Origin of the sequence: Bacillus sp. FSL R5-0603 (genome assembly GCF_038050295.1) — a bacterium.
GTDB classification, from domain to species: Bacteria; Bacillota; Bacilli; order Bacillales; family Bacillaceae; genus Bacillus; species Bacillus subtilis.
Genome location: NZ_JBBOYP010000001.1, coordinates 1,472,290 through 1,486,686, shown reverse-complemented (window position 1 = coordinate 1,486,686; position 14,397 = coordinate 1,472,290). Strand labels below are relative to the sequence as shown.

15 protein-coding genes are annotated in these 14,397 nt (G+C 43.0%); 3 read left to right on the top strand and 12 right to left on the bottom strand.

What is annotated here, in order from left to right; genetic code table 11:
• Nucleotides 1–106: 106 nt before the first annotated feature.
• The 7 genes from NYE56_RS07735 to NYE56_RS07705 form a co-directional block, all read right to left on the bottom strand.
• Entirely contained in the window at nucleotides 107–2,047 is a 1,941-nt protein-coding gene (locus tag NYE56_RS07735) for a stage V sporulation protein D (RefSeq protein WP_024572516.1), read from the bottom strand.
• Between the two features lie 116 nt (nucleotides 2,048–2,163).
• Nucleotides 2,164–4,305: a penicillin-binding protein 2B gene (pbpB, locus tag NYE56_RS07730; protein ID WP_445684724.1), complete on the bottom strand. Its 2,142-nt coding sequence runs from the start codon at nucleotides 4,303–4,305 to the stop codon at nucleotides 2,164–2,166.
• Nucleotides 4,306–4,310: 5 nt separating this feature from the next.
• Nucleotides 4,311–4,664, bottom strand: coding sequence for a cell division protein FtsL (gene ftsL, locus NYE56_RS07725; protein ID WP_003232200.1), 354 nt, complete (start codon nucleotides 4,662–4,664; stop codon nucleotides 4,311–4,313).
• A 39-nt stretch (nucleotides 4,665–4,703) separates the two neighbouring features.
• Nucleotides 4,704–5,639 (bottom strand): 16S rRNA (cytosine(1402)-N(4))-methyltransferase RsmH, encoded by a 936-nt coding sequence (rsmH, locus tag NYE56_RS07720; protein WP_015383596.1) that lies wholly within the window; start codon nucleotides 5,637–5,639, stop codon nucleotides 4,704–4,706.
• A gap of 69 nt (nucleotides 5,640–5,708) precedes the next feature.
• On the bottom strand, nucleotides 5,709–6,140 hold the full coding sequence (gene mraZ / locus NYE56_RS07715) for a division/cell wall cluster transcriptional repressor MraZ (protein ID WP_003221402.1): 432 nt from the start codon (nucleotides 6,138–6,140) through the stop codon (nucleotides 5,709–5,711).
• Between the two features lie 125 nt (nucleotides 6,141–6,265).
• A complete protein-coding gene (gene bshC, locus NYE56_RS07710) occupies nucleotides 6,266–7,885 on the bottom strand; it encodes a bacillithiol biosynthesis cysteine-adding enzyme BshC (protein ID WP_268555252.1) in 1,620 nt (539 codons plus the stop codon).
• A 70-nt stretch (nucleotides 7,886–7,955) separates the two neighbouring features.
• Entirely contained in the window at nucleotides 7,956–8,852 is an 897-nt protein-coding gene (locus NYE56_RS07705; protein ID WP_268555253.1) for a 2-dehydropantoate 2-reductase, read from the bottom strand.
• Between the two features lie 159 nt (nucleotides 8,853–9,011).
• On the opposite strand from NYE56_RS07705, the gene NYE56_RS07700 reads away from it, so the two are divergent.
• Nucleotides 9,012–9,494: an N-acetyltransferase gene (locus tag NYE56_RS07700; RefSeq protein WP_014476736.1), complete on the top strand. Its 483-nt coding sequence runs from the start codon at nucleotides 9,012–9,014 to the stop codon at nucleotides 9,492–9,494.
• Nucleotides 9,495–9,550: 56 nt separating this feature from the next.
• On the opposite strand, the gene gerR is transcribed toward NYE56_RS07700, so the two are convergent.
• The 3 genes from gerR to NYE56_RS07685 all read right to left on the bottom strand — a co-directional run bounded on the left by gerR (nucleotide 9,551) and on the right by NYE56_RS07685 (nucleotide 10,997).
• On the bottom strand, nucleotides 9,551–10,132 hold the full coding sequence (gene gerR, locus NYE56_RS07695) for a sporulation specific transcriptional regulator GerR (protein ID WP_015383592.1): 582 nt from the start codon (nucleotides 10,130–10,132) through the stop codon (nucleotides 9,551–9,553).
• A gap of 145 nt (nucleotides 10,133–10,277) precedes the next feature.
• A complete protein-coding gene (gene rpmF, locus NYE56_RS07690; RefSeq protein ID WP_003154457.1) occupies nucleotides 10,278–10,457 on the bottom strand; it encodes a 50S ribosomal protein L32 in 180 nt (59 codons plus the stop codon).
• 21 nt (nucleotides 10,458–10,478) lie between these two features.
• Nucleotides 10,479–10,997: a YceD family protein gene (locus NYE56_RS07685; RefSeq protein WP_014479718.1), complete on the bottom strand. Its 519-nt coding sequence runs from the start codon at nucleotides 10,995–10,997 to the stop codon at nucleotides 10,479–10,481.
• A gap of 27 nt (nucleotides 10,998–11,024) precedes the next feature.
• Here NYE56_RS07685 and NYE56_RS07680 point away from each other — a divergent pair, with 27 nt between their 5' ends.
• The gene (locus NYE56_RS07680) at nucleotides 11,025–11,210 is read left to right on the top strand and encodes a hypothetical protein (RefSeq protein WP_003232215.1); all 186 of its coding nucleotides are present in this window, start codon (nucleotides 11,025–11,027) and stop codon (nucleotides 11,208–11,210) included.
• Nucleotides 11,207–12,454: a nucleotidyltransferase gene (locus tag NYE56_RS07675; protein ID WP_268555254.1), complete on the top strand. Its 1,248-nt coding sequence runs from the start codon at nucleotides 11,207–11,209 to the stop codon at nucleotides 12,452–12,454. Before NYE56_RS07680 ends, NYE56_RS07675 begins: the two co-directional genes overlap by 4 nt.
• 16 nt (nucleotides 12,455–12,470) lie before the next feature.
• On the opposite strand, the gene ddcP is transcribed toward NYE56_RS07675, so the two are convergent.
• Both ddcP and NYE56_RS07665 read right to left on the bottom strand, forming a co-directional pair.
• A complete protein-coding gene (gene ddcP, locus NYE56_RS07670) occupies nucleotides 12,471–13,496 on the bottom strand; it encodes a protease DdcP (RefSeq protein ID WP_014476730.1) in 1,026 nt (341 codons plus the stop codon).
• 1 nt (nucleotide 13,497) lies between these two features.
• A complete protein-coding gene (locus NYE56_RS07665; protein ID WP_003232221.1) occupies nucleotides 13,498–14,280 on the bottom strand; it encodes a patatin family protein in 783 nt (260 codons plus the stop codon).
• Nucleotides 14,281–14,397: the final 117 nt, after the last annotated feature.

Here is a 14,397-nt window from a genome sequence, read left to right as displayed (position 1 = left end):
GATTTTAAGCATACAGTTCATATTTTAGCGTAAATAAAAGGATACATCCAGCTAATCTTGAAAGATATCAGCATTTTTTCTGCAATAAAAGAATAGGCAGCCCGAATCAATCGGCTGCCTCCTTTTCATCTTCTTCAGTCAAATACACGCGTATCTTTGAGCCTTCTTTTACTTTCGTTCCGGCAGCTGGCGATTGTTTAACGATTTTGCTCCCTTTCCCGGAAGCATCCACATTGAGATTCACCAATAGTGACTCAAGATCTGAGACAGACATCCCTACAACATTCGGAACTTCTATTGTTTTTGTGTCGTTCCATTGGTATTTTTTCTCGATTTGGTTTTTCCGGGGCTTCACACCAAGTTCCGGCAGGCTGTCTCTCATAATACTCCCGACAATAGGCGCTGCAACCGTTCCGCCAAACTGAATCGTGCCTTTCGGGTTATCCACCGCAACGTAGACGACTAGACTCGGATCATCAGCTGGCGCGAAACCGATAAATGATACAATATGGTTGTTTTCAAGGTATTTTCCATCTTTAACTTTTTGCGCAGTTCCCGTTTTACCTCCGACACGATATCCTTCTACAAATGCATTGCGGCCGGTGCCTTCTGCGACGACGCTTTCTAGAGCATAGCGGATTTGTTTGGATGTTTCCTCAGAAATGACTTGTTTCTTTGCGATTGGTGATTGTTTTTTGACCGTTTTCTTCGTAACAGGATCGATCCATTCCTTTGCAATATAAGGTGTGTAGAGCGTTCCTCCGTTTACAGCGGCGGATACTGCTGCAACCTGCTGAATCGGCGTGACGGATACTCCCTGTCCGAAAGCCGTAGTTGCTTGCTCCACCGGGCCCACTCTCTCAAGCGGGAATAAGATGCCTGTTCCCTCGCCTTGGAGATCAATCCCCGTTTTTTGTCCAAAACCAAAGTCTTTGATATATTTGAAAAGCTTTTCCTTTCCTAAGCGCTCGCCCAATTCAACAAACCCCGGGTTGCAGGAGTTCTGCACAACTTCCAGATACGTCTGCAGCCCGTGCCCGCCTCTTTTCCAGCACCGCAGTCTCGCTCCGTCCACTTCCGCATGCCCTTTATCATAAAATTGATCCCGTTTCAAATTTACTTTTTGCTCTTCAAGGGCTGCTGCAAGTGTAATAATTTTAAAGGTAGATCCCGGTTCATACGTGCTCCATACTGGCAGATTTCGATTGTAGACGGACGGATCAACAGATTGGTAATCAGCAGGGTCGAAGTCAGGCCTGCTAGACATTCCCAAAATTTCTCCGTTTTTCGGATTCATGGCTACGGCAATCATGCCGTCCGGATGATATTTGGCCTCAGCGTTATCAAGCTCTCTTTCCATTATCGTCTGAACCTTTGAATCAACCGTCAGCTTCATATCAAGCCCATCCTTAGGCGGCGTATAGTCATCTGCTTCATCAGGCATTTTTTTACCCTTGGCATCTGTATAAAACTTAACAGAACCTTTTTCCCCTTTTAAATCATCGTCGTAATAGGCTTCCAATCCAAGGAGTCCTTGGTTGTCAATTCCTGCAAATCCAAGCACATGAGATAAAAAGCTGCCGAACGGGTAATGACGGATACTGTCCTCCGCAACATACACACCTTTTAAATCAAGCGCTTTGATTTCTTTCGCCTTCTCATTTGAAATTTTTCTCCCTTCAGGAGTGATCTTTTCGATTGACGCTTTTTTAGTCACATGTTTATATACTTTTTCTTCTGACATGTTGAGCACCGCCGCAAGCTGCTTGCTCGTTTTCATCGGATTCTGAACTTGGCGCGGCACGACGAATACGGTCGGCGCACTTTTATTTGTTGCGAGCTTCACACCATTTCGATCCAGTATTTCGCCTCTCTCCGGCTCAAACGGCAAATTCCGACTCCATGAATCTTTCGCCAGCGAAGTCAGTTTTTCGCCCATCACAAACTGAACATACCCCAGCCTTGTATCAATGATCAGAAACACGATCACGCCAAAAAGCAAAACAAATAATAAACGTTTTCTAACCGTTACATTCGAGACGCGCAAGAGACCGTTCACTCCTTATTTAGGCTTGTTTCATTTTATGCCTGAAATTGGACAGGTAGAACGATGCTCCTCTGAAGGCATAAAAAAAGAAAGCCTGCATAACGCAGGCTTTCTTTTTAATCAGGATTTTTAAACTTAACCTTGATTACGGTTTTGTCTTTGATTTCTTTGTCTTTCTTAACACTTTGGCTGACAGCGTAGCCTTGTCCGCTTACTTCAATATGAATTCCCGCGAGCTCGCCGTACTGCAGAACCTCTCTTCTCGACCAGCCTGTCATATCAGGCATTTTGATTTTGCCGCCCGTTTTCAGGAAGACCTTTTGATTGGTGAGAACTTCCTCATCCGCTTTCGGATACTGTTCTTTTACAGCGACATCACTGCCGATGACAATTGGTGTGAGATTCTCCTCTTTTGCTTTCTTTTGAGCAGCAGCTACCGTTTGATCTGTTAAATCAGGCATTGTCTGCGCTTTTGTTTCTTCCTTATCTGAGTCAGATTTTTCAGTTGGCTCTATGTTTAGGTAGTGCAGGCTGTTTTTCATTGTCGGGTTGAAGATTTCTGATACTGGTTCTGAACCGGTTTCATCATCCTCTAATTGCGGTTGTTGTACCGCAACATAGATCAACAGCTCCGGATTATCTTTAGGAGCCATTCCCATAAATGAAAAAATATAGTTATCCCGCCCCTTTAAATAACCATTTGTTCCTGCAATTTGTGCTGTACCTGTTTTCCCAGCCACGTCAAATCCCTCAATTTTATAAGGGCGTCCGGTTCCAATGTCTGATGAAACGACATCTCCTAGGATATTACGCACGTTTTTAGCTGTACTGGCAGAGATCGGTGTTCCTGCAGATTCCGGTTTATTTTGATAAACAGTTTTCTTCGTATCAGGATCAACAATATGATCAATGACATAAGGCTTCATCATTTTGCCATCATTTGCGACGGCAGTCGCAGCTTCTAGCTGCTGAATCGGGGTGACTGCGGATGCTTGACCGTATGCAGTTGAAGCTTTATCGTAATCATACTTAAAGTTCATTTTACTTGATGCTTCTCCCGGCAGATCGATTCCTGTCTTTTGATAAAAACCAAATTTATGCAAATATTCATTATAACGATCAAACCCCAACTTTTCATTGGCTAATTTGGCAAAAGCTACGTTAGAGGATCTAAGTACTCCGTCTTTGAAAGATATAGGGCCCCAACCTACACCTCTGTTATGGTCATATACTATTCCGCCGCCAACTTTATAGGTCCCTGACTTATATTGTTCGTTCGCATTAAACACATTTTCCTGCATTGCAGCAGCGAGTGTGAAGATCTTCATCGTGGATCCGGGTTCATACGCATATGAAATCAAATCATTATAGTAGTTTGTCACATCACGCTTGTTCGGATCAAAGCTTGGGCGCTGTCCCATAGCAAGGACTTTGCCCGTTTTCGGATCGACGACTGCGGCCATGATTTTTTTCGGATTATACTTTTGCGCCACTTTTGTCATGCTGTCTTCCAAAAAGGTTTGAATTTTCTGGTCAATGGTTAAATATACATTGTCACCATTTTTTGGCGCTGTAATTTTATTTTTGCTGTTCGGGAGCTCCCAGCCGGATTTGTCGCTTTCATATGTCACATATCCGTCCCGCTCCTTCAAATACTTATCCAGCACTTTTTCTAACCCCATCGCGCCGGAAATTTCATTTGTGTCTTGATCAACCTCTGCATAGCCGATTAAATTGGATGCGAAAATACCATTTGGATAGTAGCGTTTAGTATCCCGCAAAAATGAAATGCCCGGGAGTTTCATTTTTTCAATTTTTTGCTTTTGTGAATACGTAATATCCCGGCCAGCTGAGCCAAACTCGACTTGTTTTGCATCTTTATTTAAGATATCAAGGATGTCGGCCTTGTCCAAGTTTATCACTTTAGACAATGCTTCTGCCGTTTTTTCTTTGTTCACAACATGCTGAGGATGCTTGACATCGGTGGTCATTTTTTTATCGAGAATCGCAATCAATTTATACGTCGCTGTGTCCTCGGCAATGACTTTTCCTTTTCGGTCTAAAATCGAGCCGCGGCTCGCTTCGATGGTCCGTTTCTTTTCATGCTGCTCTGTCGCTTTTGTCGCAAGCACTTCACCATTCGCTTTTCCGGTTATTTGAATATATGCCATTCTCCCTAGGATGACAAAGAAAAAGAGAGCGAAACAAATACTTAGAATCGCTGCTCCTCTATTCATAAATTTATTCTTTTTTGGCATTTGAATCATTCCTGTATGTTTTTCACTTTTTTATCTTTTAAATTCAAGCCGTTCTTTTTCGCAATGTCCATAATGCGCTGCGGTTTGCTTAAATCAGCAACGCTTTTTTCGAGGTCACCAATTTGCTTATTTTCGGATGAAATTTGCTCCTCAAGCTTTTGAACCTCAATATTGGTTTGATATGCCGCATACGCCTTCGATACGATCAAAAGCGATACGCTGAGCACCGCCGCAGCAAAGAGGACAAGAAGCACTTTTTCTCCGAGAGTAATGGAAGCCCTTTTCTTGACAATCACTTTTTTCTCAGGACTGATCGCATGCCGCTGCTGTTTCTCTGGTTGGTAAGCTAAATTGCTCATAGGCTGATGACCTCCTTTTAATTTTGCGTTCGCGTTTCGTTATTTTCTTTTTTCAGCAATCCGAAGCTTGGCAGAACGAGCCCGGTTGTTCTCTTCAAGCTCTTCTTGAGATGCCGTAATCGGTTTTCGTGTGATGAGCTTCAGCTCCGGTTCAAACTCTTCCGGTATAACAGGAAGCCCCGGAGGAAGTTCCGGAAGCGACGACTTTTCTTTAAAAGTGGTTTTGCAAATTCTGTCTTCTAACGAGTGGAAGGTAATGACCGATACCCTGCCCCCTGGCTTCAAAACCTCAATTGCCTGCTCCAAAGCTTCTTCAAACACCCTAAGTTCATCGTTTACGGCAATTCTGATTGCCTGAAACACGCGTTTAGCGGGATGTCCGCCGCTCCTTCTCGCTGGAGCGGGAATCGCGTCTTTTATTAGATCGACCAGTTGGCCCGTAGTTTGAATAGGAGACTTCATTCTTGCCTCCTCAATTTTTCTGGCGATCTGTTTACTGAACTTCTCTTCTCCGTATTTAAAGAAAATACGGACGAGATCCTCATAGCGCCACTCATTAACGACTTCTTTCGCCGAAAGCGTAGCCGACTGGTCCATCCTCATGTCCAACGGTGCGTCATGATGGTAACTGAATCCGCGCTCCGGTGTATCCAGCTGCGGAGAGGACACCCCTAAATCAAATAAAATACCGTCTACTTCTGTAATGCCTTGTTCATTCAAACATTCTTTTAAATACCTGAAATTGCTTTTAATCAGAATGAGCTGTCCTTTATAATCGGACAACATTTCTTTAGCATGCTGTAATGCCGTATCATCTTGGTCAAAAGCGATTAAACGCCCCTTCTCGGATAACTGCTGCAATAAGTATGTACTATGCCCAGCTCCGCCGAGTGTGCAGTCTACATATGTACCGTCTGGTTTAATATTAAGTCCGTCTACGGTTTCACGAAGAAGTACTGTCTTGTGTTGAAACATATTGTGTCGGTCCCACCTTTTATCAGGATGAATTGAAATTGTTTTTAGAGTGTTATACACGAAGAATCATTATATATCAAACCCAATCATGTTTTCAGCAATTTCAGCAAATGAATCTTCTTGCTCTTCTGTGTATTGTTCCCAAATTACTTTACTCCACAATTCAATTCGATTAGAAACCCCGATAACAACACATTCTTTTTCCAGTTTGGCGTAATTCAATAGAGATGATGCGATATTTACCCTGCCTTGCTTGTCCAGTTCGCATTCAGTCGCCCCTGAAAAGAAGAAACGGGTAAACGCGCGGGCATCTTTCTTTGTGAGAGGAAGAGCTTTTAGTTTTTCTTCAATTTGTTTCCATTCGTGCATAGGGTAGCCGAAGAGACATTGGTCAAGTCCTCTAGTCAGCACAAATTGCTCACCTAGGCCTTCTCTGAATTTAGCGGGTACGATCATGCGGCCTTTCGCATCGATGGTATGCTGATATTCCCCCATAAACATGATCTCTTGCCCCACTTTCTCTCCTTAACTCACCACTATTCACCACTTCGCTCCACAACTTCATTTTACACTGTTTACCCATAAAAAAAAACCCTGAACTATTCAGGGTTCTTTAAAACTTTATTTCAAAGTTTGACAACTTGATGTTGATTTTGAAAAGAAAATGGCAGATTCTTGAATGTCGTGAAGAATTTTGGACCGTACCTGTTCAAATAATACATGATATTCCAAATCCGTTCTTGCGGCGCAAGAAGCGGCTTAATGCTATTTTGAATTCTTTCATAATCCTTCAAGACGTAGCCTTCTTTTTCTTCAATTCGCTTTGTCACCGTGCGCTCTAAGAATTGAAGCTGATCCTGAATAAAAGCGGCATTTTTCAGGAGTAAAGGTTCCATGCTTTGATCAACCTTTAACGCCTCCTGCCGGACCGTTTTGTGAATCGCTTCAATTTGGCTTTTCGCCTGATCCATCACCGCCGTAAACTCTTCCGGAATCTGGCGCTCGAAGTATGTCTCTCTTTGATTCTCCGTTCCGTGCTCAATCGCGTCTTGTAACGAGATATTCCGTTCAGCCAGTTTTTTCTCAATATGCCGCTCAAGTATCGTAATGTTCAGCCTTGGCATGACAGGAGGCATTTTGAAGCCCATCACCGCAAAAGCCTGTTTGAGCTCGCCCCAATAGTTGATTTCTCCAGGCCCTGCAATAAATGCTAAAGTCGGAATGAGAAATTCCTGCATTAACGGTCTCGTTACAACATTGTTGCTGAAACGCTCTGGATGTTCTTCCATATGTGTATGAAGTTCATCCATCGTCCATCCTAGATCAAGCTCTTTGATGACAAATCGGCCGTTATCTTTTTCAATTAAAAAACGCTCATCTTCGTATTCATAAAACAGATTCGCCTGCTCTTTTCCGGACTCGATAATCGGTTTGTAGCCTGCTTGACGCATGAAGGCCTGCTGATCTGATACAGCCCGGGCGAGTTCATCATTTTCTCGAAGAATCTTTTGGAACATGGTCGTTTCCAGCTTTTTAATCCCCGGATCTCCAGAATTTAATAAAACTAAGCCCTCTTCTTGGAACAAATCCGCGATCAGCAGTTCAAAGAAGTCAGTAAACGTAACAGATTCCCTTAAACATCGTTTCACATTGTCGAGAAGTGAATTCGTATGGTCTGTTTCTTCAAAAGCGGCAAAAATATCATCTATCCACGCGGCACACTTTTCCTGATCAAGCGATGTACTCGCTGCTGATGATTTCTTCCAATAAGACTGAGGCAGCTTTTTTTTCACAGGCCCATTCTCTTCAGATGTGTGAACAAAATTAATCTCATCCAAATCGTGGTCTTCTCCAGCCACCCAGAAGATTGGTATGACAGGCACTTGCAGTTCCTTTTCTTGTTGCTTTGCTAAAACAATGATTGAAATGATTTTATGTATGGTGTAAAGCGGTCCTGTTAAAAGTCCTGCCTGCTGTCCGCCGACTACAGCGGCACTTGACGGGTCCTTCAGCTTCTCAATAGCAGACTGCATCGCACTTGAACCGAATTTATTATGGTAAGAGGTTAAGTACGCCGCCAATTCCTCTCTTGCGAAAAACCGGGAAGATAAGTCTTTCAGTCTTTCGCGCCACATGTCCTTATGATGAATACTGTAATCAAAAAAAGAAGACATTTCTTCTTTGCCATCTATATAGTGCTGTACAAACACATTCTGATTTTTGATGGAAAGTTCAGTTAGCTGCATCTTCTAGAACTTCCTTTCTCCAATAAATAGTTAGTGATCCGAAATGAGTATAGCATGTTACCGAAAAAGCTCAAAAGACTTTGTTTGTATTTCGCTCCAATGCTTTGATGCTGCCATATAAAAACTCTAGGTGGACGGCATCAAGACCTTGAAGATTTGCTTCCTTCAATAAGTATCCGATAATGGCGTCAGCTTCCGTCTGCCGGCCTCCAATGACGTCAACCAGCATTGATGAACGATTCTCTTTCGTTTGCCCACAAACGGCCTGAACCCGCTCCCAAGCCTTTTCTTCATTTTCAAGTTTTAAAATGCGGCATGCCTCCTGAAATACCAGCTTCATAAAAGCCAGATAAGCTGGCGTTGTCAGCAGTTCTCCATTTTTCACCTGCAATAAAGCAGTTAAAGGATTAATACACGCATTTACAATCAGCTTGCCCGTCAGCAGACGGTACCAATCCGTCTCATAATCAATCGGAAAATCCGAATGATTATGCTGAAACAAGATGTTCAGCCGGTCTGGTTCAGCATCGTCGAACGCGCTCCATTTTATCGCACCTAGGCCTGTATGATCAACAGCTGTATCCGATTTTCTTACAGCTCCGTGCTCAACGATTCCAACATAAATGGAATGGCCAACGTGCCAGTCTTTTAGGTCGTGGATATGCCCCATGCCGTTTTGCAAAAATAATATATTCGTCTTCCCGATCCGTTCAAGCGACGAAAAAACAGATTGAAGCTGATGCTGCTTCACTGTCACGACAAGCAGGTCAAAGTCCGAATTGATACTCGTGTCCGCACTGCAATCAGCCCTGAATTCCTCCCCGCCTTTATAAAGCCGGATTCCTTCAGACTGAATGGCCGCAGCCTGTTCTTGCCGCCTCGTCACAACAGTCACGTCGTGATAAAGTGACAAATAATAGGCGCATAAAAGACCGACGGAGCCTCCGCCGATAATTCCAATTTTCATGATGTCACACCCAATTTAGCATTTACGTATTATCATAGCAGAAGTAAGAAGAAATTACTTCTCAAAGATCCCATGTGCCTAAAATTAAAGTTTAAATATTTGGATTTTTTAAATAAAGCGTTTACAATATATGTAGAAACAACAAAGGGGGAGATTTGTTTGACAAAGGTAGAACGTCTGCTTATCAACTATAAAACGCTGGAAGAATTCAAGAAATTCAAAGAATACGGCATTCAGGAGCTTTCAATGCTTGAAGAACTTCAAGATAATATTATTGAAAATGACAGCACTTCGCCTTTTTACGGGATTTATTTTGGCGATAAACTTGTAGCACGAATGAGTCTGTATCAAGTTAACGGCAAATCGAATCCCTATTTTGACAACCGCCAGGATTATTTGGAGCTGTGGAAGCTTGAGGTTCTTCCGGGCTACCAGAACAGGGGATACGGGAGAGCCTTGGTTGAATTTGCAAAATCATTCAAAATGCCGATCCGGACAAATCCGCGAATGAAATCAGCGGAATTTTGGAACAAAATGAACTTTAAAACTGTTAAGTATGATATGGCGCGGGACAAAGGGGAAAACCCGCTCATCTGGCATCCTGATATGGATCATGAAATGACACCGGGAGAGTCTGCATAGAAATCAAAACAACCGGCCTATTCTTACTATAGGGCCGGTTCATTTCAGGCGTTTCTTTACGTTTCTTGAGCCGCTTTTTTCATTCTTCCGTCTTCCTTCGAAACAACCATTTTTCTGGCCCGATCCATGATATCGATCAGTGCCTTGTAATCCTCTTCTGTCATCTCTAGCTGATTCCGCAATGTCTGATTTTCACTCCGCAAATCCTCAAGCTCTTTTTGCAGCGATTGGATTTGCTCCTTCAATTTTTCCCTTTCAAGCTGAAATTCTTGTGCAGACGGTGCTTCTTTGAATTGTTCGAGAAATTGAATGACATCCTGAATGGACAAATCTCGTTTTCCTTCCGACGATGCCGAGGCAGTCTGCTTCATGGAATTCGGCATATTGACCGAATGAACGCCGATTTGCTTTCTCAGTTCTTTCCTTTGCTTTTTTGCAAGCTCTATACCTGACTGGTATTGTTTTCTCACATACGAGTTCCACCTGAAGCCACAGGCTGCCGCGGTTCTGGTCAGCGCCCTTCCAACCTCCTCAAAGGCTGAAAGCTGTGTTCCTCCCTCTCGAATATGACGAAGCACCACTTCTGCCAGCAGCAAATCCTCATCCTGAGTCCAAGCATCTTGTCTTGTAATGGTCAAATTCAATCTCCCTCCATGTCAGCTTATTTATCTCATACATATGCCGGTAATAGATTAGATAGACTATTTGCACTCACAAATTTTCCGCAAGCTGACAGGAAGAGAAAAAGAAAAAGCGCAGGGCTTTCACCCCGCGCTTTTCTTATTAGTTACTTTTTACATTTATGTCTTTGCCGTTGTATGATCCGCATGCTTTGCATACACGGTGAGACAACTTCATCTCTCCGCATGACGGACATTCTGTCATACCAGGTACATTAAGTTTGAAATGTGTACGGCGCAATCTTTTCTTCATTTTAGAAGTTCTTCTAAAAGGTACAGCCATTATTCCCACCTCCTTAAAGAGTTAAGATTCATCATCTTGTTTTAAGAGCTTTTCGAGGGCTGCAAGTCTCGGATCAACTTGATTCTTCTTGTCTTCTTCCGAAATGACTTGCCAATCCTTTCCTTCTTGAGGAGCAGCTCCTTTTTCTTGTTCAGATTCACAAAAGATTTGCATAGGGATTTCTAAAAGAATTTCTTCTTTCACGATCGGAGTTAAGTCGATAGTATCGTCCTCAACAATGTGAACGTCATCATCTTCTATATCATCCGTGTGATGAAATATAAACAGTTCTTTTGTTGAAATTTCAAATGGATACGGGACATCAACGAGTGTTCTTGAGCATGGCAAAATCATTTCGCCTGAAATTGTAAAATCAAACGAAACCTGTTTGGATTTGATATCCGCTCTGCCCTTCACCCGGACGGGAGAAATGCGGCGAATGTCAGAATTCAGCTTTGTCAGCTCATTTAACTCAACTGTTTCATCAAACTCAAAACTTTGTTTTGGCATTTGATGCAGCTGATAAATCGTCCATTTCATTTGTATCACCTCAGGAAAGCAACAAACATGATTATAGCTTTTAAGATTGTTTTTGTCAATATTTTTTCTTTACAGCATAATGCTGCCATTGAAGTATCGTTGACAGCGGAATATGCTATGCATACACTTAAAACAAAAATAAGGCGTAAGAGTTTTCATTTGCAAATGTACCATACGTTTTTAAACATAGCAAGAAAGGCGGAAAAAATATGAAAGCTGTCGGATTGGTGGTTGAATATAATCCCTTTCATAACGGTCACCTTTATCATGCCCAAACAGCAAAGCTGCAAACCGGGTGTGACACGACTGTCGCGGTCATGAGCGGGCATTTTTTACAGCGCGGGGAACCCGCTGTTGTATCAAAATGGGCCCGAACAAAAATGGCGCTGCAAAGCGGAGTTGATCTTGTCATTGAGCTGCCTTATCTTTATGCCGTGCAAAAAGCAGACATTTTTGCACGCGGCAGTGTTTCCATCCTGAACGAACTTGAATGTGAGGCGCTGTTTTTCGGGAGTGAAAATGGGGATATCAAGCCTTTTTTAGAAACAGCACAGCTTATTGATGAGCATAAACATATATTGAATGACCGAATTAAAGAAGAACTAAAAAAGGGGGGCAGTTACCCAGCAGCGGCGGCTAGCGCCTTCAGCTCCATTTTGCATACTGAAAGTGCACTTGACTTGTCAAAACCAAATAACATTTTGGGATGCCAGTATGTGACCTCGATTCTAACCGGGGGATATCCTATGAAACCTTATACTACGGCACGAATCTCTTCGGACTATCATGATGCCGATCTCCCTGAAGGCGAAAACCATATCGCAAGTGCCACAAGCATTAGAAAAGCGATGATTGGCCAGAATCTCGAAGCCTGCCTTCGTTTTCTCCCTGCTGCATCTGCACGTGAATTAGCAGCTTACCGCAAATCTTTCGGATTGTGGCATACACCTGAGAGCTACTTTTCTTACTTAAAATACAGCCTTTCAACTGTAACGGCACAGGAATTACAGCAAGTATACGAGGTGGAGGAAGGTTTAGAGCACAGAATTCTTCGTTCGATCAGAAAATCCAGCTCCTATCAGGAATTTATGGAACTGCTGAAAACAAAACGCTATACGTGGACAAGGCTCCAGCGGATGAATACACACATTTTAACCAGAACAAAAAAACAGGATATGCAAAAGCTGCTTGACAACGATAAGGCGCCGTATATCAGGCTTCTCGGCATGACGAAAAAAGGACAGGCTTATTTATCCGAAAAGAAAAAAGCACTGTCTGTTCCGCTTGTCAGCAAACTGTCCTCTTTCTCCCATCCAGCTCTCGATCTGGACGTAAAAGCAAGCAGGATTTACAGCCTGCCGATAGAAGAGCCGCTGAGAACTGAGTTTGACCTGCAGGAATACGGACATGCACCGATTCGATATGATGAAGATGAACAACACTTTTTAAATGTATAGAAAAAGCACCTGAGAATCAGGTGCTTTTCGCTTTCAGCTTATTCAAATAATCAATCGCATCCTGCATGGTATCAACAGGCACTATCTTCATATCTGAATCAATATCTTTTGCTGTTTTTACTGCGTTCTTATAATCGGAATTGCTGGCGCCGTTTTGATTTGGCGCGAAGAAAATGTCTTTTCCGGCTTTGTCTGCGGCGACGACTTTTTGATCAATGCCGCCGATCGGGCCTACTTTTCCATCAACATCAATGGTACCTGTTCCCGCAATATCGTAGCCTTTTGTTTCGTCTGGTTTTGTCAGCTGATTATAGATTTCAAGGGACATCATTAACCCTGCTGACGGGCCGCCAATATTTTCGATTTCAAAATCAATATCAGGCTCTACCTTCACGTTTCTGTCTGTATAAAGCGAAACTCCGATTCCTGCCCGATCCGGCTCATCAGGAAATTGTTTTAACGTAAGGGTGACACGCTTTTCTTTTTCTTCTCTTTCGATCTTTAACGTGACTTTATCTCCCGCTTTTTTGCTGCTGATATAATCAATCAGCTTTTCAGCAGACTGATAGTTTTTGCCGTCTGCGCTGATGATTTTATCACCGACTTCTATTTTCCCTTTTGCCGGCATGTTTTCTACAACTGAGCTTGCGTATATGCCGTTAAAGGAATAGCTGACTTTTTTTCCTGCCTTTTGATAGGCGGCTATAACCGCATTTTCTTGCGAGCTTTTCATCATTTGGAGCTGTCTTTTCATATACTCCTTATCTGACTCGCCTTCCTCCTTAATGCTCTCATCAGGAACAATTTCATAATAAGGGTGCATCTTTGCCCACACATATGTAAACGGATTAGCAGGTCCCACTTTAACAGTCATTAAGGACAGGCTTCCTTTTTCCGGGTAGCCTCCCTCCACTTTTATCAATGAAGCAAGCTCTGTCGCTTCTCCCGGTTTTGTAATATAGTATGGAAGTTTTATAAATGATAAAACGGCGATCAGTATGAGGATGACGAGCATCCAGCTAAAATGTTTTTTACGTAGCAAATTATGAGCCCTCCCAATTCTCTATTTCTTTTCTTATCTTGCTGATCATTCGGTTTGTCGCCTCTTCGCCTGCCGATATCATTTCTTCAATATTGGCAAACGAGCTTGAGCTGTATGTTTCAAGGGAAGGGCGAATCATGATATCTGCGGCAATTGTTTGATGCCGCACTAATTCATTTTGCAGTATATCCATACTTTGCATAATCACATCAAAAATATGCACTGCTGTTTCAGTTTTTCGAACCCTGGAAACATCCGAAGCGATGATAATATCAGCTCCCATGTCTTTCACAACAGAAACCGGAATTCGATCGACGACCGCGCCGTCTACAAGAAGGCGTCCGTCCAGCCGCTGCGGAATAAAGATACCCGGGATGCTGATGCTGGCCCTCACTGCATCTGACACTGATCCTTTTCGGAACACAATCTTTTCTCCCGTCTGTAGATCACACGCAACAATGCCCAGCGGGATTTGGAGCTCTTCAATCGGTTTTCCGAATGTATAAGCATGCACAAGCTGTCTGACGCGGTCACCTTTTAAAAAACCGAGCTTCGGCACCGTATAATCAGCATAAAGCCTTCGTTTAAAGGCTTTGGCTACTTTTTTCATCGTTGCCACGTCATGTCCGGCGGCATAAAAACTGCCCACCAAAGCGCCCATGCTGCTTCCTGCAATCATATCCACTTCAATTTGGTGCTTATGTAAACTGGAAAGCACACCGAGATGAGCAAGCCCTCTGGCCCCTCCCGATCCTAACGCTAACCCGATTTTAGGTTTGGCCAAAGCGTTAACCTCCTGCCTGAATTCCCTGTATACCGAATTCTATGGTCTAAACTGAACCCCTATGCTCGTATATTAGTACAAAGAATCAAGAGGACAGGTACTGCTTGGCCGTTTTAC

Excerpts from the sequence above, each read along its gene's own strand:
- pbpB (WP_445684724.1), bottom strand. The coding sequence starts at position 4,305 with ATGCCAAAAAAGAATAAATTTATGAATAGAGGAGCAGCGATTCTAAGT.
- rsmH (WP_015383596.1), bottom strand. The coding sequence starts at position 5,639 with ATGTTTCAACACAAGACAGTACTTCTTCGTGAAACCGTAGACGGACTT.
- bshC (WP_268555252.1), bottom strand. The coding sequence starts at position 7,885 with ATGCAGCTAACTGAACTTTCCATCAAAAATCAGAATGTGTTTGTACAG.
- NYE56_RS07680 (WP_003232215.1), top strand. The coding sequence starts at position 11,025 with ATGATTATAGCTTTTAAGATTGTTTTTGTCAATATTTTTTCTTTACAG.
- NYE56_RS07705 (WP_268555253.1), bottom strand. The coding sequence starts at position 8,852 with ATGAAAATTGGAATTATCGGCGGAGGCTCCGTCGGTCTTTTATGCGCC.
- ftsL (WP_003232200.1), bottom strand. The coding sequence starts at position 4,664 with ATGAGCAATTTAGCTTACCAACCAGAGAAACAGCAGCGGCATGCGATC.
- NYE56_RS07675 (WP_268555254.1), top strand. The coding sequence starts at position 11,207 with ATGAAAGCTGTCGGATTGGTGGTTGAATATAATCCCTTTCATAACGGT.
- NYE56_RS07685 (WP_014479718.1), bottom strand. The coding sequence starts at position 10,997 with ATGAAATGGACGATTTATCAGCTGCATCAAATGCCAAAACAAAGTTTT.
- mraZ (WP_003221402.1), bottom strand. The coding sequence starts at position 6,140 with ATGTTTATGGGGGAATATCAGCATACCATCGATGCGAAAGGCCGCATG.
- rpmF (WP_003154457.1), bottom strand. The coding sequence starts at position 10,457 with ATGGCTGTACCTTTTAGAAGAACTTCTAAAATGAAGAAAAGATTGCGC.